At 56.1% G+C, this 19,656-nt stretch carries 20 protein-coding genes; 12 read left to right on the plus strand and 8 right to left on the minus strand.

Features of this window, described 5'->3' with window-relative positions; translation table 11 throughout:
• Together KGZ66_07805 and pyrE (KGZ66_07810) are read right to left on the minus strand one after the other, a co-directional pair.
• The coding region (locus tag KGZ66_07805; protein ID MBS3985495.1) for a copper amine oxidase N-terminal domain-containing protein at positions 1 to 257 on the minus strand (257 nt) is incomplete at its 3' end.
• 108 nt (positions 258 to 365) lie between these two features.
• Positions 366 to 941: an orotate phosphoribosyltransferase gene (gene pyrE / locus KGZ66_07810; GenBank protein MBS3985496.1), complete on the minus strand. Its 576-nt coding sequence runs from the start codon at positions 939 to 941 to the stop codon at positions 366 to 368.
• Positions 942 to 1,141: 200 nt separating this feature from the next.
• On the opposite strand from pyrE (KGZ66_07810), the gene KGZ66_07815 reads away from it, so the two are divergent.
• Both KGZ66_07815 and KGZ66_07820 read left to right on the plus strand, forming a co-directional pair.
• Positions 1,142 to 3,052: a hypothetical protein gene (locus KGZ66_07815; protein ID MBS3985497.1), complete on the plus strand. Its 1,911-nt coding sequence runs from the start codon at positions 1,142 to 1,144 to the stop codon at positions 3,050 to 3,052.
• A 156-nt stretch (positions 3,053 to 3,208) separates the two neighbouring features.
• Positions 3,209 to 4,375 (plus strand): hypothetical protein, encoded by a 1,167-nt coding sequence (locus KGZ66_07820; GenBank protein MBS3985498.1) that lies wholly within the window; start codon positions 3,209 to 3,211, stop codon positions 4,373 to 4,375.
• Between the two features lie 33 nt (positions 4,376 to 4,408).
• Here KGZ66_07820 and pyrE (KGZ66_07825) read toward each other — a convergent pair whose 3' ends face one another.
• From pyrE (KGZ66_07825) to KGZ66_07845, 5 genes are read right to left on the minus strand one after another with little or no spacing between them, the layout of a single operon-like run.
• Positions 4,409 to 4,984: an orotate phosphoribosyltransferase gene (pyrE, locus tag KGZ66_07825; GenBank protein ID MBS3985499.1), complete on the minus strand. Its 576-nt coding sequence runs from the start codon at positions 4,982 to 4,984 to the stop codon at positions 4,409 to 4,411.
• 60 nt (positions 4,985 to 5,044) lie between these two features.
• Positions 5,045 to 5,962, minus strand: coding sequence for a dihydroorotate dehydrogenase (locus KGZ66_07830; protein MBS3985500.1), 918 nt, complete (start codon positions 5,960 to 5,962; stop codon positions 5,045 to 5,047).
• Positions 5,959 to 6,801: a dihydroorotate dehydrogenase electron transfer subunit gene (locus KGZ66_07835; GenBank protein ID MBS3985501.1), complete on the minus strand. Its 843-nt coding sequence runs from the start codon at positions 6,799 to 6,801 to the stop codon at positions 5,959 to 5,961. Before KGZ66_07835 ends, KGZ66_07830 begins: the two co-directional genes overlap by 4 nt.
• The gene (pyrF, locus tag KGZ66_07840) at positions 6,795 to 7,733 is read right to left on the minus strand and encodes an orotidine-5'-phosphate decarboxylase (protein MBS3985502.1); all 939 of its coding nucleotides are present in this window, start codon (positions 7,731 to 7,733) and stop codon (positions 6,795 to 6,797) included. The genes KGZ66_07835 and pyrF overlap by 7 nt, the downstream gene beginning before the upstream one ends.
• Positions 7,726 to 9,012, minus strand: coding sequence for a dihydroorotase (locus KGZ66_07845; protein ID MBS3985503.1), 1,287 nt, complete (start codon positions 9,010 to 9,012; stop codon positions 7,726 to 7,728). The genes pyrF and KGZ66_07845 overlap by 8 nt, the downstream gene beginning before the upstream one ends.
• A gap of 367 nt (positions 9,013 to 9,379) precedes the next feature.
• Between KGZ66_07845 and pyrB the strand changes: the two genes are divergently transcribed.
• From pyrB to KGZ66_07875, 6 genes are all read left to right on the plus strand, one after another.
• On the plus strand, positions 9,380 to 10,309 hold the full coding sequence (pyrB, locus tag KGZ66_07850; protein MBS3985504.1) for an aspartate carbamoyltransferase: 930 nt from the start codon (positions 9,380 to 9,382) through the stop codon (positions 10,307 to 10,309).
• A complete protein-coding gene (locus KGZ66_07855; GenBank protein MBS3985505.1) occupies positions 10,309 to 10,728 on the plus strand; it encodes an aspartate carbamoyltransferase regulatory subunit in 420 nt (139 codons plus the stop codon). The genes pyrB and KGZ66_07855 overlap by 1 nt, the downstream gene beginning before the upstream one ends.
• Before the next feature lie 17 nt (positions 10,729 to 10,745).
• Entirely contained in the window at positions 10,746 to 11,537 is a 792-nt protein-coding gene (locus KGZ66_07860) for a nitroreductase family protein (protein MBS3985506.1), read from the plus strand.
• A gap of 70 nt (positions 11,538 to 11,607) precedes the next feature.
• The gene (locus KGZ66_07865) at positions 11,608 to 12,375 is read left to right on the plus strand and encodes a 4Fe-4S binding protein (GenBank protein MBS3985507.1); all 768 of its coding nucleotides are present in this window, start codon (positions 11,608 to 11,610) and stop codon (positions 12,373 to 12,375) included.
• Positions 12,376 to 12,536: 161 nt separating this feature from the next.
• Positions 12,537 to 13,175: a hypothetical protein gene (locus KGZ66_07870; GenBank protein ID MBS3985508.1), complete on the plus strand. Its 639-nt coding sequence runs from the start codon at positions 12,537 to 12,539 to the stop codon at positions 13,173 to 13,175.
• A gap of 416 nt (positions 13,176 to 13,591) precedes the next feature.
• Positions 13,592 to 14,104, plus strand: a complete 513-nt coding sequence (locus KGZ66_07875) for a MarR family transcriptional regulator (GenBank protein ID MBS3985509.1) — start codon at positions 13,592 to 13,594, stop codon at positions 14,102 to 14,104.
• On the opposite strand, the gene KGZ66_07880 is transcribed toward KGZ66_07875, so the two are convergent.
• Positions 14,089 to 14,601 carry a hypothetical protein gene (locus KGZ66_07880; GenBank protein MBS3985510.1) on the minus strand — a complete coding sequence of 171 codons (513 nt, stop codon included), beginning with the start codon at positions 14,599 to 14,601 and terminating at the stop codon, positions 14,089 to 14,091. The two genes, KGZ66_07875 and KGZ66_07880, sit on opposite strands and share 16 nt — an antisense overlap.
• Before the next feature lie 95 nt (positions 14,602 to 14,696).
• Between KGZ66_07880 and KGZ66_07885 the strand changes: the two genes are divergently transcribed.
• From KGZ66_07885 to cadA, 4 genes are all read left to right on the plus strand, one after another.
• Positions 14,697 to 15,257 carry a transcription repressor NadR gene (locus KGZ66_07885; GenBank protein ID MBS3985511.1) on the plus strand — a complete coding sequence of 187 codons (561 nt, stop codon included), beginning with the start codon at positions 14,697 to 14,699 and terminating at the stop codon, positions 15,255 to 15,257.
• A 29-nt stretch (positions 15,258 to 15,286) separates the two neighbouring features.
• The gene (locus KGZ66_07890; GenBank protein MBS3985512.1) at positions 15,287 to 17,053 is read left to right on the plus strand and encodes a DUF342 domain-containing protein; all 1,767 of its coding nucleotides are present in this window, start codon (positions 15,287 to 15,289) and stop codon (positions 17,051 to 17,053) included.
• A gap of 331 nt (positions 17,054 to 17,384) precedes the next feature.
• Positions 17,385 to 17,741 carry a helix-turn-helix transcriptional regulator gene (locus KGZ66_07895; GenBank protein ID MBS3985513.1) on the plus strand — a complete coding sequence of 119 codons (357 nt, stop codon included), beginning with the start codon at positions 17,385 to 17,387 and terminating at the stop codon, positions 17,739 to 17,741.
• A gap of 2 nt (positions 17,742 to 17,743) precedes the next feature.
• On the plus strand, positions 17,744 to 19,642 hold the full coding sequence (gene cadA / locus KGZ66_07900; GenBank protein ID MBS3985514.1) for a cadmium-translocating P-type ATPase: 1,899 nt from the start codon (positions 17,744 to 17,746) through the stop codon (positions 19,640 to 19,642).
• Positions 19,643 to 19,656 lie beyond the last annotated feature (14 nt).

A 19,656-nucleotide genomic window follows, 5' to 3' on the forward strand; every position in this document is an offset into this window, starting at 1 on the left:
GTTGTGGTGCCGCGTGGGCCGGTAGCGGTCCGCGTGGCGTCGTTCCACGACACGGTCGCCCCTAGTGCCTCAAAGATGGCGCGGAAGGGCACTAGTGTGCGGCCGCCCTGGATAACAGGCGGCACATCGAGGTTCATGTACTGGCCGTTGAACATGACGCGGATGGCCGGTTGCTGCGCGGCGGTCAGCGTGATGCCGCCTAGGCCGCTCAAGAGCAGCAAGGCGATGGTAGAGACGATGGCAACTCTCTTGATCAACGCGATCTCCTCCTATATTTGGCACACTCTTTGGCGGTGCCTAAAGAGTTGTTCTATTTCTATTCGCCAAATCCTTCTGACATATCGCCGTAGCGCGACTTAATTTTATTAGGCTTTGCGGCTGCCCGGCTTAACTACGGGAAGGCCTTGCGCACAAAGTGGGCATTCTTCCGGCGTATACGTCGTGACTTTCATCGTTAGGAGAGCTTCGGTGCGGTAGTTGAGGTCAACCTGCCCGCCGCTCCTGTCAACCAATAAGCCGACACCCACGATTGTAGCGCCCGCCCCTTCGACTGCCGTCAGTACTTCTTTGACGGAACCGCCTGTGGTCACGATATCCTCTACAACCAGTACCCTATCTGTCGGCTCAATCACAAACCCACGCCTAAGCTGTAAGCGCCCGTCTTCGCGCTCTAGGAAAATCGCGCGTACTCCCAGCGCGCGCGCTACCTCGTAGGCAATAATGATGCCGCCGATAGCCGGGCCGACCACCAGTGAGATGCCGTCGTCACGAAAACGCCGCGCAATTTCTTGGCAGAGCACAGCCGTGTGTTTGGGATGTTCGAGGAGGCGAAACTTCTCTACATACAGCCCACTGTGCAAGCCCGAGGTCAGGCGAAAGTGCCCCTCCATAAATGTGCCGGTAGTCTTAAACAACGCGGTGATCTGGTCTTGGTTAATCATCACAGTATGCCCCTTTCTCTTGAAGCAAAAGGCTCCGTCCCTTTTGCTTTTCTTAAAGGGCTTGTTCCGTCAATTCACTTGACAGGCAGGGGGGGGGTGATATGTTAGATATGGTGACTATTGCTAAATAAAGGCAGAATGGGGGTAATGCGTAACGCCTGCTTAGTTGCCGGAATAAGTTTTTAGGAGGATGTGTTCCTATGTTGGCAGGGAAAGGTTTGCGGCTCGCGAATAGTGCTGCAAGACGCGTTGTGTTCGTAGCGCTCTGTTGTTTGCTGCTTGTGTTTTCACTAACTGGGTTTACTCTTTCCGCTCCGGTTGACCTTGAGCCGGAGCTAGCGATTCTAGCGCCGGTGGTGCAGACATACGATCTTGATGCTTATCGGTGGGATTTCCCTTTTGCTCTCGTCGGGTTTGGCCCCGGCGCACGTACAGCCCGCTTGACAGAGTTGAGGATTGACGGACACGACTTGCTCGGGACCATCCCCATGGCGCAAAGAACCATGCCGGTCCATCGTCTGGATGAGGAGATTGCCCCTGCGGCATTTAGGAGTTGGAACAACTATCGGCAGCGGGCGTCAGTCCTGCGCGTACGCAATGACGAGCGCCAGGCCCTATCCACCGCCGAAGAGCGTGAGTTTAGGGAAGGCAACGCGCGTATGCGCGAGGTAATGCGTCGGCGCGGCGAGATTGCTCCGCTTAACATCGCACTTAATGTGTCCGAACTGCCTTTTCGCGTTGCCGCTGACGGCCATTACCGAGTGCGGGCCGTAGTGGAAAGGGGAGGGCGAAGTGCTGTTTGGGAAGGTGAAGTGCTGATTGTCGACATCGAGCCGGTAACTACCAATTCCACCTGGACCCCGGCAGACCTGCATCTGCACAGTACTTTTGCTTTAGATGGCATATTCACGCCTGGGGAGCTAGCATCAAGGCTGGCAAACAGGGGTTATTCAATCGGCTATATTACCGACGAGCCAGCAGGGCGGTATATAACCACTCAACCCATATTGCCAAGAATGAGCGGAACAGGGCGTCGGGGGACAGCAATAGAGTCAGGAACAAACGCCTGGCTGACAGCAACTTTTGGGAACGACCGTGTGCGTTATCTACCATATCTAGCAACATGGGAAGACTATCACGCTAGAGTCCGAGCAGCCTCGTCTGCGCAGATAGCAATGTTTCCCGGGGTTGAAATCGCTGCTTCTACAGCAAACCATACTCACACCGATCACAATGGACATGCCCTGGCCTATGGTATCCAAAACCTGGTTGGCATTGGCGGCGCATCAGGCTTTGAAATTTCAGGGCTAAGATACAGCTGGTTTGCACCCAACACTTTGCTCGAGAACATTAACAACAACAGGCTTGGGTGGTCCTCCGGAGGTATTGCGCATCCGGGCGCACAGCCGCCTTTAGGTTACCCGTGGAACATTTGGTCTCCCACGCTTTTTGCCCGTTACGACGGCTTTGAGTTAATGAGCGGGGCGCTGCAGACCAATTTTTCTCCAGGCTTTGGTCCTATGCAGAAATGGAGGGAAGAGATTGTTGCGCGTCTTAACGCAACCTTTGCGGGTAATGGCTTCCCCTCCGCTAGGACAGGCAGCGATTGGGCAGATGTTCTAAGCCAATTCACTAGCATCCCTTTCGTCACCCATATCGGGTTATCCCAGTGGTGGGGTGACATGACACAACTTGGGCAAGAGAACGTCGATGCGGCTTTGCGCGCGGGGCGAACAGTGGCCAGCCGTTTCGGCGGCCTAGCAATTCTAAGGCTCAGAGACGCGCAGGGTGTCCCACAGGAAATAGGCTCGCGGTTTACTATGCCGGTTCATGCCACGGTGAGCGGCGAGATTACACTGCGCGCGGCACGCACCGGGTTTTACCGGGTGAGAGTTATCGAAAACAGGAGTACGCGTACTGGGTTAGAGGACACAAGGCACGACTCTTGGCACACCGTCTCTTCTGGTCACTCCATAGTAGTACCTGTCAGCTTTAGCTTTAGCGGAGGACAACGTGCTTATCACGTGGTCGTAGAAGGCCAGGATCTAGAAGGACAAGGAGTAGCAATTGACACAATTTACACCAGCCCTATCTTTATCCGGCAGCCGTAACTTCTCTGCGGTATAGTAGCGCAATTGACTCACTCCTCTGGTGCCCGGGCCGATGGGCATAATCCATCGGCCCGGGATGCCTACTTGGCGAGGCGATGGGCACACTTATAGCTTGGTTCTTCTACCATGTACGCAAAAAGGAGGGGCACAGAGGAAATGACCCTCGAAAAGGTAAAGGCGTGGCTGAACTTGCGGGCGAGCTCTGTCAAGCGCATTGCGCACACTGAGCACAACATCGCCACGTGTACTATGGCAGCTACCTTGCTTGCGGGCATATGGATATTTGTGGCTGTTGGTGTCGGCATAGGTAGCATTTATGTCTACTGGGCTAGTGCTGTCGTTTTGCTTGTGCCGATAGTCTTGGCCATAGCAATAGGTACTTCTGATGGATATGCCTTGGCGTTCCTGCCCTACTTAGTGATAGTCGTACTGGATCTCTATATGAGAATACACATGTACATAGCAGGTCCGGGTAGGCCGGAGTACGTGTACCGAGTTGTGCTTGTCTTGTTCATTGTAATCTATATCGCACCATGGGTACTTATCGCTTGGTTACGCGGTCTCAAGGCGGAAACAAGACTCCAGGTTTACCGTTTCGTTTGCGCGCTGCAAATGCTGCTGCTGCTGGGTGCCGTCTACTACTTCACCTTTCAATACGAGGTGCGGCATTTGGCCGATCCGGTGGTCAGGGTGCGGAGCGTTAGGATTTGGGCTATGCCGCTTAGTGAGCCTCTAATAGAGGAAGATGCTGCCTATGTTGTCGACCGGAACAGGCGCCTTTACCGCGTTGACTTGGCTACGGCGCGGAAGCGGTTGGTGGTGCAACTTCCAAGGCTAACCCGCGCGGAGTTGGGGGTGCTTGCGGACGCAGATATCTACCCCTGGATGGACCCCTACGGCTCCCCTTGGGCAGGAAGACTGACCAGAACGGACGCCGGCGCGCTGCTGCTGCGCTACATGCACGACCGCAGCGTGAGGTTTGTGGAGGTTACGGTTAACGAAGAAACCGGAGAAGTCAAGTGGCAAGCGCACCGACTTGAAGAAGGTGTGCCCTTTGATGGCTGGCCACCGCCTCCCCTCCCTACTCCCGCCATACGTCGGCATGGACAAATATTGGCTACAGTAGGAGTAGTCGGTGCCAGGCCACGCGACGGACACAACATTTCTATTACAGGGGAAACTGTCCATACCACCCTTGCTTCCCTCGGAAGGTTTGAGTCTGCAGGGATTCATGCCAACTACGGCTGGGCTTTGGTTAGGGCACACCACAGGTGGTTCGAGCAGATAGGCAGGCTGTTGATTATATCGATTGAAGAGCGTTAGGGCGTTTTATGTTCCGCTTGCTTCATTTTTGTTTCAGGCTTTGCGACTTCCCGGCTTTATGATTGGAATGCCTTGCGCACAAAGTGGGCATTGTTCCGGCGTATACGTAGTGACCTTCATCGTTAGGAGAGCTTCAGTGCGGTAGTGGAGGTTAACCTGCCCTCCGCTCCTGTCAACCAATAAGCCCACACCCACGATGGTAGCGCCAGCCCCTTCGACTGCCGCCAATACTTCTTTGACAGAGCCGCCAGTCGTCACAATATCCTCGACCACCAGCACCCTATCAGTCGGCTCAATCACAAACCCACGCCTAAGCTGCAGGCGACCATCTTCGCGCTCGAGGAAAATCGAGCGTACTTTTAGTGCGCGCGCTACCTCGTAGGCAATGATGATGCCTCCGATAGCCGGGCCGACTACCAGTGAGATGCCGTCATCGCGAAAACGCCGCGCAATTTCTTGGCAGAGCACAGCCGTGTGTTCGGGATGTTCGAGCAGGCGAAACTTCTCTACATACAGCCCACTGTGCAAGCCCGAGGTCAGGCGAAAATGCCCCTCCATAAATGTGCCAGTAGTCTTAAACAACGCGGTGATTTGGTCTTGGTTAATCATCGCAGTATGCCCCTTTCTTTTGAAGCAAAAGGCTCCGTCCCTTTTGCTTTACCTTTTGCTTCACTTGTTTCGTGCGGCGCCTACGAGGTCCTGTATGTTGGCGACGCCTTGTTTGGACGCGTACTCCGCGAGACCTGTGGTGATCTCCGGGATGACCGCTGGGTTAAAGAAATTGGCAGTGCCCACGGCGACACACGTAGCTCCGGCCAAGATAAACTCTGCGGCATCCTGCCAGGTGCTAATGCCTCCCATGCCAATGATTGGGACCTTGACGGCTCCGGCCACCTGCCAGACCATGCGCAAGGCAATTGGCTTTATCGCCGGGCCGGAAAGCCCGCCAAAGATATTGTTCAGCACAGGGCGTCTAGCCTCGACGTCGATGGCCATAGAGAGCAGCGTATTGATGAGCGAAATGCAGTCAGCACCCTCTGCCTCGACACTTTGCGCTATCGAGGCAATATCTGTGACATTGGGCGATAGTTTTACCGTCAGCGGCAAGGAAGTTTGGCGACGTACGAGGCGTGTCACTCCGGCTGCCGTTTCGCAAGTTGCGCCAAAAGCCATGCCGCCTTGCTTGACATTAGGGCACGAGATATTGACTTCAAGCATGCTCACACCCGGCACCCCGTTAAGACGTGCGGCGAGCTCGGCGTATTCTTCGGCGGTATTGCCGGAGATGTTGACGATTACTGGCACACCCATGTCGCGCAAAAAAGGCAGTTCCTCCGCTATAAACCCTTCCACGCCAGGGTTTTCTAGGCCGATGGAGTTTATAAGTCCTGCTGGCGTTTCGCTTAGTCTGCGGCCGCTGTTGCCGTAGCGCGGCTTAAGCGTTATCCCCTTAACGACCACCGCGCCTAGCAGCCGCAAGTCGTAAAATGAGTCAAACTCGCGGCCGTAGCCGTAACAGCCAGACGCCGACAGTACTGGGCTACTCAGGGCTAAGCCGCAAAGCGCAACCTTAAGTCTCTCGCTCATAATTTGACCTCCTCCGCCCACATCACCGGGCCATCGGTGCAGACATGCCAGTAGCCGTCGCTGCCTGCACGCTCACACGTGCAACCTAGACACACCCCTAGGCCGCAGGCCATATGTTCTTCGAGGCTTAGTTGGAGAGGCAGCTTGGCTTCTTGGCAAATTTGCTTTACGGCACTTAGCATGCCGCGCGGGCCGCAAGCGTAAGCTAGGGCAAAACGTGCGCCTGTGTCGACGGTTGCTTGCAGCTGCTCGGTCACTAAGCCCCCGTGTTCGTAGCCTCTGTCTTCACTGCAACAGAGAACGTCCGCCCCAAGGGCCGCTAGTTCCGCTTGGTCAGCCAAATCGACAGCTAAGCGCGTGCCGTAGAGGATACTGACTGCAATTTCTCGGGCCAAAAGCCCAGCTGCCAAAGGATGAAACGGCGCGATGCCCATTCCCCCGGCGACAAGTAGCACGCGCTTCAAACTGGTTGGCCCCAGCGGACTGTCTTTTCCCGGTAGAACAAATCCTTTCCCCAGCGGCCCGAGCGCCGTGAGCTTGTCGCCAACCTTGACGCGGCGCAAAAGCTCCGTCCCTCTCCCCACCACGCGGTACAACACCGCAAATGTGCCGGCCTCTCTGTCGATGCGGTTAAAGCTAAAGGGGCGCGGCAGAAGGGGGTCGAAGCTGCCGGGTGCGCCGCACTTAACATTAACGAACTGCCCGGGAGCTGCTCCTAGAGCTATTTCCGGCGCAAAAAGCGTCGTACGAAAGATATTAGGCGATATCTCCTCCTGACGTATGACTGTGCATTGCGCAAACTTAGCGGCATCTCTACTTACTACGTTCTTACTCACCACGCGAGCTTGTTCACCTCCGCTAGTGCCTTGTTAATGGCTTCCCGTGAGGCAAGCGCGGCGGCGCGTGCGGCGTCACGGTAATCGCCGCCTTGCTTGTGATAGGCAAAAATAATTTCGCGCGCCGAATTTACCACGGCTCCCAAACCATCGGGGTTAAAGCAGGGCAAGACATCCCGCGCAGTCCCGCCTTGCGCACCGAACCCCGGCACCAAAAAGTAGTTGTGCGGCATGATGCGCCTGAGCCGTTCGGCTTCGGCGGGGAAGGTTGCGCCGACTACGGCGCCTACGGGCGAGTAGCCCCGCTCGTCAAGTTCTGTGCGGCCGAGTGCGTGGCACATTTCCCCTACTATTTCGTATACCTTTCGCCCGCCGCACTCTAGGTCTTGCAGCAGTGAGCCCCCGGGGTTAGACGTTTTCACCAGCACAAAGATTCCCCGCCCGAAAGTCTGGCAGCGCGTAAGCAGCGGCTCTAAGCTGTCTGGTCCGAGGTAGGGGTTTACCGTCAGGGCATCGGCGACAAAGGCACGCGCCTTCAGGTCGCTGATTGTCGTCTCGCCTAAATAGGCGTCGGCGTAGCTTTCGGCAGTGGAGCCGATGTCGGCGCGTTTGCCGTCAGCAATTACGAGGAGTCCTCGCTCACTTGCATACCTAGCGGTCGCCGCGAAGGCTTCCATGCCCGGCACGCCTAGTTGCTCGTAACAGGCGAGTTGCGGCTTTACGGCGGGGACAATCTCCGCGAGCGCGTCAATCAGGCCTTTGTTAAACTCGAGCGTAGCTTTAGCGGTCGCTTCCATTGTGTTTCCGAGCTCGGCGCGCCACTTGGCTGTAATTTCCCGTGGCAGAAGTGCGGGTCGAGGGTCTAATCCCACTATCAGGTGACACCTCTTAGCCAGAACAGCCTCCGCTAGGCGGAGAGAAAACGCTTTAGTCATGCACCACACCATCTTTCATCACAACTTGGCCTGCGACCATGGTCATTACCGGCCACCCCGTGAGACATCGGCCGCCAAAAGGAGTGTTTCTTCCGAGAGAGTAAAACGTGTCAGGCTCTACGGTGCGTGTGAGTTTAGGGTCAATCAGCGTAAAGTCGGCCGTGCCGCCCACCACCAGAGCTCCGACCGGCAGCCCAAAAATCCTGGCCGGGCGCGTGGAAAGCAGAGCCACTAATTCGGACAGTCCTAACACTCCCTTATCCACAAGTTCCGTCAGCAAGAGGGGCAGGGCAGTCTCAAGCCCGGCAATGCCAAAGGGAGCTTCCGCGTAGGGCAGGGCTTTTTCGTCTTTGTGGTGCGGAGCGTGGTCGGTGGCGATGCAGTCGATATAGCCTTCGCTAACAGCAGCCCGAAGCGCCAGAACGTCTTCCCATGCGCGCAGGGGAGGGTTCATTTTGGTGTTGGCGTCTGCCGCATCGACGTCACGGTCCGTCAACACAAGGTGGTGCGGCGTCACTTCGCAGGTTATGTCTAGCCCGCTGTCTTTAGCTTGCTGGATAAGGAGCATAGCGCCCTTGGTGCTGACGTGGGCGATATGGAGCTTGCCGCCTGTCGCGCGGGCGAGGGCAATGTCGCGCGCCACCATTGCTTCTTCGGCGGCCGCGGGGATACCGGGCAAGCCTAAAGCCTCGGCCCGCTTACCGGCATGCATCGCACCTCCTGCGGAGAGCGCTTTGTCCTCGCAGTGAGCAACTATGGCCAGGCCGTGGTCGCGCGTGTTATGCAAGGCTTCGTAAAAAAGGCGCGTGTTCGTCACCGGTTCTCCGTCATCGGAAAGCGCGACTGCGCCGGCTTCGCGCAGTTCCCGGTGCGGTGAGAGTGTTGCTCCTTTCTGTGCAAGCGTCACGGCAGCAAGCGGATAGCAGCGTACGGCAGCTTTTTTGGCTAATTCGCGCGCTTGTTGCACTAAGGCCACGCTGTCAACGGGCGGAAAGGTGTTAGGCATGGCGCAAACAGCGGTAAACCCACCTGCGGCTGCGGCTCGGCACCCGGTCTGTATAGTCTCTTTATGTGTTCTGCCCGGTTCCCTCAAATGCACGTGTAAGTCGACAAAACCGGGCACCAGCACTTTGCCGTCGCCTTGAATGACTTCGACCCCGTTAAAGTTAAGATTTGTCCCTACCGCGGCGACTCGCCCGTCTACCACAAGCACATCGGCTACCTTGTCTATGTCGTGTGCCGGGTCAAGCAAGCGGGCGCCGGTAATGACAGTTGGCATGGCTTCACCCCCATGAAAATAGGCTTCCCTGCCGGAGCGCAGGAAAGCCGTGTAGCCCAAACGTATTGCGGGCGACTTCCTTCCTAGCCTCTCCGGGCGCGGTTAAAGGAGTTCGTGTACCGAGTAAACACTACCGCAGCCGCAAGCGGATGTCAAGCGACCCCTTGACACCTCGCCGCAAAAGGTATAGTTTATCTACAGAAGCGCCTTTAATTCCGCCGCACGCGTTGCGGCATAGCCCTGTGAGGCTGGGAAGGCAAGCGGTGTTAGCTATGCCCTCCCATGTTCCGGGGAGGGCCTTTTGCTGTGCCAAAGAGTGTTTGGGACTCTGCCACAGGAGAAGCTACGGTAAGGAAGGGGAATTTTCATGCAGCTTACGGGTAGACACTTGATTAGCCCTAACGACCTGACGCTAGACGAAATTAACGCTATACTTGTTCTGGCCCACGACATGCGGCAGAATCGCCGCGCTTATGCTGAGGCCTGCCGCGGCAGTATCTTAGGCACACTCTTTTACGAGCCTAGCACGCGCACTAAGCTTAGCTTTGAATCAGCCATGCTTAGGCTCGGTGGACAAGTCTTAGGCTTTGCCGACGCCAACACTTCCGCGGTAGCTAAGGGCGAATCGATTGCTGACACCGTGCGCGTGCTTGACGCCTATGCCGATGTCCTAGTCATGCGCCATCCCAAGGAAGGTGCGCCCAAGCTTGCTTCGCTCTACTCGCGCGTGCCGGTCATTAATGGCGGCGACGGCGGCCACCAACACCCGACGCAAACATTGACCGACCTCCTGACAATTGACACCTACAAGGGGCGCATTACTGGACTGCGCGTAGCTTTTTGCGGCGACCTAAAGTTTGGCCGCACGGTTCATTCCCTCATCGAGACACTGGCACGCTATCCCGGATGTGAGTTTTACCTCGTCAGCCCAGAGGAACTAGTTCTGCCTGAGCGCCTAAAACAGCACCTTGAGCGCACTTTTAACTGCTCACTAACCGAGTGCCGCCGCCTAGAAGAAGCCTTGCCGCACGTAGATGTCCTGTATATGACGCGGATTCAGCGCGAACGCTTCTTCAACGAAGCGGATTACCAGCGCCTAAAGAACAGCTACATCCTCGATGCCGAGAAGATGCGCCTTGCCAAGCCGGATATGATCGTGATGCATCCCTTGCCGCGCGTCAATGAAATTGCCTATGAAGTAGACCAAGACGAAAGAGCCGTTTACTTCCCGCAGGCCGAGCTAGGCGTGTATGTGCGGATGTCGTTAATCTCACACTTATTGGGGGTGAACAACTAATGGAGGTAACAGCAATTAAGGCGGGCATCGTCATTGACCATATCGCCGCGGGGAAAGGGCTGCATATCTTTAATAAGCTCAACTTAGCTGCCTTAGGTTTTCCCGTCGTCCTCCTAATGAACGTTTCAAGCAAGCGCATGGGCAAGAAGGACATTATTAAAATCGAGAACTTCACCGCAGTCGACACCGCCATGCTCGGCCTCATAGACCCGACGCTTACGGTGAATGTAATTGAGAACTGCGGCGTCGCAAGAAAAGTACGCGTGAGCACCCCGGCCGTAGTCAAAGGGCTGTTTGCGTGCAACAACCCCCGCTGCGTCGCTAACGCCGACCCAAACGTCATCCCCACTTTCCACCTGCACGACGAGAAAGCGCGCAGTTATGTCTGTGAATACTGCGAAGAACTGACGCGCGTGTAGAGAAGGAGTGCAAGTAAGTGCTCATCGATACAGCACAACTGGTGCAAGCTATGCCACGGCGTCATTCCACTCGCCGCTTCGCGGGGCAGGTCATCGAGGCTAGTCTACTTAATGCCTTGCTGCAGCCTGCAAACCTGCGTACGCTCGGCCTAGTCGATTGCCGCTCCGTGTTGCTGTGCGACTCGGCTGGTTTTGACGCTGTTTTTACCGGCATTGTGGGCAGTTACGGCAAGATTTGCCGCGCAACGGCAGTCTTGGCGTTGCTCGTACCGGCTGATAGCGACAACCGCGGGCAATTAGAGGCGGGATACCTTGGCGAGCAGTATGTGCTTCGCGCAACTCACCTCGGATTAGCATCGTGCTGGGTGGGAGGGACTTTTAACTTCAAGTCTCTGATTAAGCGCTTCGCCCTCAGCCCGGACGAAGCTGTCGTCAGCGTCATTGCGCTTGGGTTTGCCGGGGCAAGCCATGACTCCGTCGGTAGGCTGCTTCACGCTGTCGTCCGGCGCAAGAAACTTGCACAAATCGCAACACCGGCCCTACTACAAGGACCGCCTTGGCTGCGCGCGTCGCTAGAGGCTGTGCGCATCGCTCCCTCGGCCGTTAACCTGCAGCCCTGGCACTTTTCCGGCACAAAGGAGCAGGTCGTGCTTAAACCGACTCGCAAAACTGCTTTTGCTTACATTGACCTTGGCATTGCTATGCTGCACTTTGCTCTCGCCGCCGAGCACGCGGGGCAAACTGGCACATGGGCAATAGAACCAGATGGCTTTGTGTTTGTCGCGACAGAAAATACCCTGTCAGTGTGATTTCGGTCACATTTTTCTGCGTACAGCCGCGATAAAATTAGCGCAGAAACCTTGAAAGGGGATTTTAGAGATGCCAGTACGCAAAATCATCAAGATAGACGAAGAGCTTTGTAACGGTTGTGGTCAGTGTGTGCCCGGTTGTGCTGAAGGTGCGCTACAGATTGTTGACGGCAAAGCAAAGTTAGTTAAAGAACAATACTGTGACGGCCTGGGCGCGTGTCTAGGCGAATGCCCAACCGGAGCGCTCACAATCGAGGAGCGCGAGTCAGACGCTTACGACGAAGCTGCTACCAACGAATGGCTAAAGAGCATCGGGCGCCCGACCGTCGGCGGAGCACATCACGCTGCGGAGGCCAAGCAGCACGCGCCGGCGCATCAACCCGATTTGCCGTGTGGCTGCCCCGGCACAGCCATGAAGTCCTTTGGGAAGCGCCAAGCAGAACAGCCAGTTAACGCGCCTGCGAGTGCCGGTCGTTCTGAACTTACCCAGTGGCCCATACAGCTTATGCTGGTGCCGCCGAGTGCTCCGTTTCTGCGCGAGGCTGACCTTCTACTCGCTGCCGACTGCGTGCCATTTGCTTATCCCGATTTTCACAGAAAGATGCTTAAGGGACGCGCGTTGCTTATTGCTTGCCCGAAGCTCGACAACGCCGAGCTCTATGTAGAGAAGCTTGCCGCAATGATTCGGCAGAATGACTTCCGCAGTATTACCATTGCCCATATGGAAGTGCCTTGCTGCTTTGGGCTTGGCCGCATCGTAAACGAAGCCATCAAGCGTGCCGGTGTAAAAGTGCCCGTGATGAGCATTAACGTCGGCGTGGAAGGCGAGCTAAAGTAGTATTGCGTGTAAAACAAACTCACGGCTTAAGCCTTGCGGCGAGCCGCGAGTTTTTCTTTTGCGAGCAGGGAAACGGCCGAGTTTGTCGAATAGGTTATGAGTAGGGCAATAGAGCTGCCTTTGGTTCGATTCCCTGCTATTATGTGTGAGGAGCTGTATGTATGGGCAGACAAGAGCGCAGGCGTCGCCTGCGGAAAGAGAAACCTTCATTACCGTGGGATTTGATTATTGCAGCGGTTGTGCTGGTGGTGTTCATCGGCATCGCGGTATGGTCATACTTCTTCCCATTAATTACCGCGCAGTCCTACGCTGAAGGTAGCCCCCGCGTGCATCGACACATGATTAGTCGCGCCGTGCGTTGGCTTGAAGCAAAACCGGTACTTGAGGTCGTGTATAGCTACACTGATGAAAAGAATCAGGTCACGCAGTTCCACGTTAGGGAAGAAGGCTCCAAGATTACGCTTACCGACCCGCGCACGAAAGAAGCTAAGGAGCATGCCCCGGATACAGTGCCTGACACTTACGTTACTATTGCCGCGAAGCTTGCGCAGCTCAGGCAGGCCTTGCGCGACCCCGACTTTGTTCCCTCGCACCAAGAGCCAGAGCCCGGTGGGCACCAGATTCTGCGGCTCACTAAGCAGGTTGGTCAAGACGTAACGGAAGGTTTCCTGCTGCATTTTATGCCTGACCACAATATCGACGCGATACATTACTTCCGGCGTGTAGCCGACAACGTCTACATCCAGCGTTTCTACAGCGGGTTTATCACCGGTATTCCTGCGGCCGGAACCCAACCATAAGAAGTGAGGCTGTCCCGTGCAAACGGGGCAGTTTTTGCATTTCCGGCGCACAGTGGGACGAGGGGTTGCTGGCTCCTAGCTCTTGGCTCCTTGTAGAGGGAAGTGCCCAGTGCCCAGTGCCCAGTGCCCAGTGGAGTGGTGTCGCAGCGTTGCCGGTTCCTCTTTAACCTATCCACTTTTCACCTTTACACCCGCCAAGCTGAGTGCTGAGTGCTGAGTGCCCAAAATTCTACTAGGAGCCGAGAGCCGACAGCCGACAGCCCCCTCATCGCTCACAGCCCGTTCCCCTAGCGGCCAGCGGCTCCCACAAGCGGCACTACTCATGATAAAAAAAGGACAAGCGACATTTGTCATGATATAATATAATTACTGATAATGGCTGCTCGTTCCAACAAGGCTTAAGGCGGGTGGGTAATGTGAAGCAAACCGATATCCTAAAGCACCTTACGGACCTCTTTATGCAGATTGGCGCTAGGGCTGTGGCCGAGCCTCTCGCGCGATCTTCGGCTGACCTGACAAACAGCCAGTTACTAGCATTGCGCTACATTCTCTTGCACCCTGATTGCTCATTGACTGCGCTTGCTAAAGGTTTGGCTATCTCTAATCCTGCGACCACGAAAGTTATGGACAGACTTGAACGCAAGGGTTTGGTAGTGCGTGCCCAAGGCGCGGACCGACGGCAGACGATAGCATTGCTCACGCCTGCCGGGCGAGTCGAGGTGCAGAGGTACCTCAAACTCCAGATGGACGCTTTTGCCGAGCTTTTTGTCGCTATGACGCCTTCCGAGCGCGACTCGCTGCAAAAAGGGTTAGAGGCGCTCTCTGCTGCGGCCGTGCGGCAGTGGCCGGGGTGGCAGCAGCTGTGTTTACGTTGCGGTACAGGCTGTGCAGAAGCGGACTGCCCCCTTTTTCGTTACCGCGGGGCGTGACGCGCGCTAAGCGAGACCCCTGCCCGGCGTAAGCTATGGTAGAGCGACAGCGCAATTACCGCATCGACTACATGATGTAATAAAGTTCCTACCCCAACCAGCACCAATGCTGCCTGTAGCGTATACCCAAAGGGTATAACCACCAGCGCTTCGCCCAGCGCATGGACAGGAGCGGTAACTGCGAAAACTTGCCAAGGCTTAGCGCCGCGCTGATACAGGAGTGCGCCAAGGACGCCAAAAACTATGTGAATGGATGCCCGCGCCGCAATTACCGGGGTTAATGTAATCAGGAACCCCAAGGTTGACCCAATGCCTACCGCGGCGGCTACGCTGGGGCTCACGAACATGGCCAGCATTACGGCTACGTGGCTACCCAGTGTTGCGCTAAAGGGTGGAATGACAATCTGCAGGAAGCCCCGAAAAGCTAGCGGTATCAGGAGAGAGATTGCCGTCAGCAGTGCACCATAGAGGAGTTCTCGCGTCGTGGGTCTTATCAACTAGACAGCCCCCTTTACAAGTGTATATACACTTGTTTTTTTGTAGTATACTATACTCTAGGGGTACCCGCAACCATATCGAGGAGAGGTGCCGCATGACCAATGAAGAGAGACGTGCCGCTATATTACGGGCGCTGTTCGAATGTAGACGCCCCATTACGGGAGGGCAATTAAGCGATACATTTGGTGTGACGCGACAGGTGATTGTGTCTGACATAGCGATTCTACGCGCTCGCAATGTCCCGATTGTCGCCACGACACAAGGGTATGTAATTTTGCCGGTGTCACCCACAGCAGTTGTGCGGCAGACAATTGCCTCGCATCATGGCGCTGACGCCGAAGAGCTAGCGGCGGAGTTGTATACTATTGTAGACAACGGCGGCATGGTGCTTGATGTCACCGTTGAGCATCCCGTGTACGGTGAGATAACCGGAACACTGCGGCTCTCCTCGCGCGCGGACGTTGACGGGTTTATCGCGAAACTCAGAGAGGCCCGCGCCGAGCCTCTGCTGGTACTTACGGGGGGCCTACACCTGCACACTATCGAGGCGAGAGACGAAAAGATTATCGAACGCGTGTTGAACGCACTTGCGGCTAAAGGCTACCTCGCCGACGAACGACACATGCAGGAAAGCGCGGCGATGAGTCGAAAGTAATTACTGACACAGCGAGGGAGGGAATAAGCATGTCTAATGAAGACAGCGGTTTGACAGGTCAACTGGCGATACAAGACGGCAAACTGGTCGTTTGGCCGCCTGCCGAAGGCGAACCTTTCCCTGTACTCGTTCCTCACGCCGGCGTAGAGCTTCTTGTCAACGGTCGCCTTTGCACCGCCGCTACGGAAATTAAGCCGCAGGACATAGTCGCGATAACGCCGCTTGAGGAACTAAAAAAAGGGAGTTGCGTGATAACCGTCAGCGGGGACGGTTTGACGGCTACGGCGCGTATTGTACCGGGTACTAGGACTAAGAGAATTTTACGGGATATACCGCCTGCCGCGCACTTGGTGTTAGCGGTAGACGAGACTACTACACCCGTGCCTGCCGTCAGCATAGAAGAGCTCCGCACGCGCTTGCGCGCCGAGGGGGTGGTGTTTGGTATACAGCTTGGAGTTTTGGTGCGTGCCGCGAATGCGCTCACAGAAAACGACTTTCTGGTAGCGGAAGGAGTGGCCCCGCTGCCGGGGACAGATGCTAAGCTAGACGTGTTTTTTACCGCCGAGGCGCGTGTAGCTTTGGTGGCAGGCGAGGATGACAAAGTAGATTTTAGAGAGCGCTTCGAGTTTACCGACGTGGTCCCGGGGCAGGTGTTGGTAAAGAAGACACCTGCGGTTAACGGCACCCCCGGGCGCAGCGTCAGAGGAGAAATCATCGCGGCACCTTTGCCAAAAGAAATTCAGTTGATGGCCGGCGACGGGGTAGTATGGCAACAGGCCGCCGAGACTCTCGTCGCGGTCAAGTCCGGTCGACCTGTCGCTACGCAAAGTCGCGGCAGCTACAAGGTGCATATCGTCCCGGATATGGCTGTGCGAGGGAATGTCGACCTAGCGACAGGGAATATCTCATTCCTAGGCGATGTTTCGGTCAGCGGGGATGTGTGCTCCGGCTTTGCCGTATGGTCGGGCGGGAAAGTCCGCATTGACGGTGTCGTAGACCACGGTTTAGTTCAAGCCCTCAGCTCGGTGTTGGTACGCGAGAACATAATGTCCTCACAGCTGCTCGTGGGCCCGCCGCAATCCTTCGTGCGGCTCGCCACGCAGTTGCTTGAGGAGCTTAGTGCGGATTCCAAGCGCCTTACTAGCGCGGTTTCGCAGCTTAAGAAGGTCATCCCAGAGAGCAAACGCCTTTATGCGGCCCAGCTCATCAGCGGCCTCTTAGACCAGCGTGACGAGGGCTTTAGGGCGCGCGTTTCGTTGCTGCAAACAGAGATGGGTAAACTAGATACACGTATTATGCACCTGTTAGGCGAAGAACTCCTGCACACCATCAGCGCTTTTCTCAAAGACACCGAACACGGCTCACGCACAGAGGCGCACATCGCGGAACTAGCGCGGGTTTTTGCCGCATTGAGCGAGAAGATTATGGTGTTTACACCACCAGAGAAAGCGTTTATATCAGCACGTAACGTCGTAGGCTCGACTCTCTCTTGCTCGGGAGATATAGTGATCCAAGGCGGATGTTACAACTCGAAAATCCAAGCGGGAGGACGGGTTGAGGTGCAGGGCGTGTTCCGCGGCGGTGAGCTGCGTGCGGGAGGCGATGTTAAAGTAAAAGAGCTTGGCTCTAAGTCCGGCGTAAGTACCAACGTTTACTGCCCGCCGCTGGCCAAGGTTATTGTGGGCACAGTGTGGGAGAACGCAACCGTAACTATTGGTCTACGCAAACACACCTTTACAAAAGAGCAGCATAAGGTCACGCTGCTTATCGAGGAAGGAAATCTGATGGTTAGGTAAGCAGGCGATGAGCTTTGAGCTGTGAGCTGTGGGAAATCATGAATCGCGAATCATGAATCAGCGAACAGGGGGGTGGCCTTCGGCTGTGAGCCGTGAGCCGTAAGTTGCCCGCCACGACACCACTCTACTGGGCACTGAGCACTGCGCACTAGGCACTTCGCTCTACCAGGAGCCAGGACTCCGCTCAGCGCTCACCCCCCTCTCCCTCAAGCGACAAGGGACAAGCGACATACGACAATCTCCTGGCCTTGCGCAGTACGCGTGCGTCTGCTAGAATAACGATTAAGCAATTGCTTAATCGTTTGTTTTTTTTTGTGGGGAGGTAGCAGTCATGGACGACAACGCACGCACAGATTGGTGCAACAGCGGTCACGCGGAGGCAGATGTTTTGGGGCTACGCGCAAAAATAGTTGAGGTGGCGGGGCTATCTGAGTTGTTTAAGGTGCTTGGCGACGAGACGCGCACGCGCATCTTGTATCTCTTAGCTCACGGCGAGCTCTGCACCTGTGACTTGGCGGGGATTCTTGAAATGAGCCTGCCGGCAGTGTCGCACCACTTGCGTTTGCTGCGCATGGCGCGGCTTGTTAGATACCGCCGCGAGGGGAAGAATGTCCACTATGCCTTAGACGATGACCATGTGTTGCACATTATCCGCGAAGCGCAAGCCCACTTTAGAGAGGAGCGGTAGGCATGGTGGAGAGAAAGACGTGCGACCAGAATTGTGGCGGTTCGGCTAGGTCGCTATCTACGGTAATAGGAGCAGTGGCACTGCTCTTAATCGGAGCGGCGTGGCAATGGCAGACGGCCGAGTCTGCCGTGCTGCCGCACGCACTGCTACTTGTGGCGTATGTTCTCGTGGGCTGGCCGGTGCTTAAGATAGCAGCTCGCAACGTGCTGAAAGGACAAGTCTTTGATGAGAACTTCCTAATGGGGATAGCCTCACTAGGGGCTATTGCCATCGGTGAGACGGCTGAGGCCGCCGCGGTAATGGTGTTTTACGCAGTAGGGGAGTACTTTCAAGATAAGGCAGTCGACAATTCGCGCCGCTCCATTACGGCCTTGCTCAGTATGCGCCCCGAATACGCCAATCTGCTAACGCCAACAGGGCTAGTTCGCACCCCACCGGAGGCTGTTCAAGTCGGCCAACATATTGTCGTCAAACCCGGCGAGCGGGTGCCGCTAGATGGAATGGTCTGCGAAGGGACATCGTCACTTGACACGTCCGCGCTTACAGGCGAATCGTTGCCGCGCTCAGTCAAAGCAGGAGATGTAGCCCTTGCCGGGATGGTCAACACTGAGGGCGTATTTGCGTTAGAAGTGACCAAAATCTACGCCGACTCGGCCGTTGCCCGCATTCTAGCGTTAGTTGAGCAAGCGAGCGAGCGCAAGGCCCCGACAGAGCGGTTCGTCACCACGTTTGCGCGCGTCTACACGCCAGCCGTAGTCGCCGTCGCTGCCTTAGTGGCGGTTGTGCCACCGCTAATCCTGCCTGGCGCTAGTTTCAGCGAGTGGCTGTACCGCGCTTTAGTTATGCTAGTAATCTCCTGCCCCTGTGCCTTAGTAGTTTCCGTGCCGCTAAGCTACTTTGGCGGCATTGGGGCGGCCTCGCGCCAAGGGGTGTTGTTTAAAGGGGCAAACTACTTAGACGCGTTGGCTAAGGCTTCCACGGTCGCCTTCGACAAAACAGGGACGTTAACACATGGGCACTTTTCGGTGCAAAGCGTGTCAGCGCGTAATGGCGTAAGTGAACAAACGCTCCTAACATACGCTGCAAGCTTAGGTGCACACTCTAATCATCCGGTATCGCGTGCGATTTGTGCGGCACACGGCAAGCCCGAGGCTATTTTGCGCGTAAGTGACATGCGCGAAGTTGCAGGTCGAGGGATAGAAGCGACGTTAGATGGCGTCAGGGTGTTGCTAGGTAATGCGCAACTTATGGCCGAGCAAGGCGTTGTCGTCCCGATAGCACAAGGAGAAGAAAACGTCGTCCATTTGGCACTAGGCGGAGAATGGTTGGGTTCCATCGGGGTCGCCGACGTCCTGCGCCATGAAACTCCTGGTGTTATCACGAGCCTACGCAGGCTTGGCATCAACAAGCTATGGATGCTTTCCGGCGACAGAAGAGATATCGCCGCAAAGACGGCACGCGAGTTAACGCTTGACGGCTATGCAGCCGAACTTCTGCCCCAAGACAAAGTGGCCGCCGTGGACACCCTGCGCGAGGCAGAGGCACACAGCGGCGGCAAATTAGTTTTTGTCGGGGACGGCATTAACGATGCCCCGGTACTGGCACGGGCTGACATAGGGGTGGCGATGGGGGCACTAGGCAGCGACGCGGCTATCGAAGCAGCAGACGTCGTAATTATGCCAAACTCCCTCGCTAAGCTCACCGCCGCGGTTAGAATTGCGCGCTTCACCCGTCGCATAGTTCACCAAAACATCGCTTTGTCCCTTGGCTTTAAAGTCGGGTTTATGGCACTTGGGGCCGCGGGGATAGCTACAATTTGGGGAGCCGTGTTTGCCGATGTCGGCGTCGCACTCTTAGCGGTGCTCAACGCCACCCGCGCCCTGCGCTACACCGGAGAATAAAAACAAAAGGGACG

The sequence above is a fragment of the Selenomonadales bacterium genome (assembly GCA_018335585.1).
Lineage (GTDB): Bacteria > Bacillota > UBA994 > UBA994 > UBA994 > UBA994.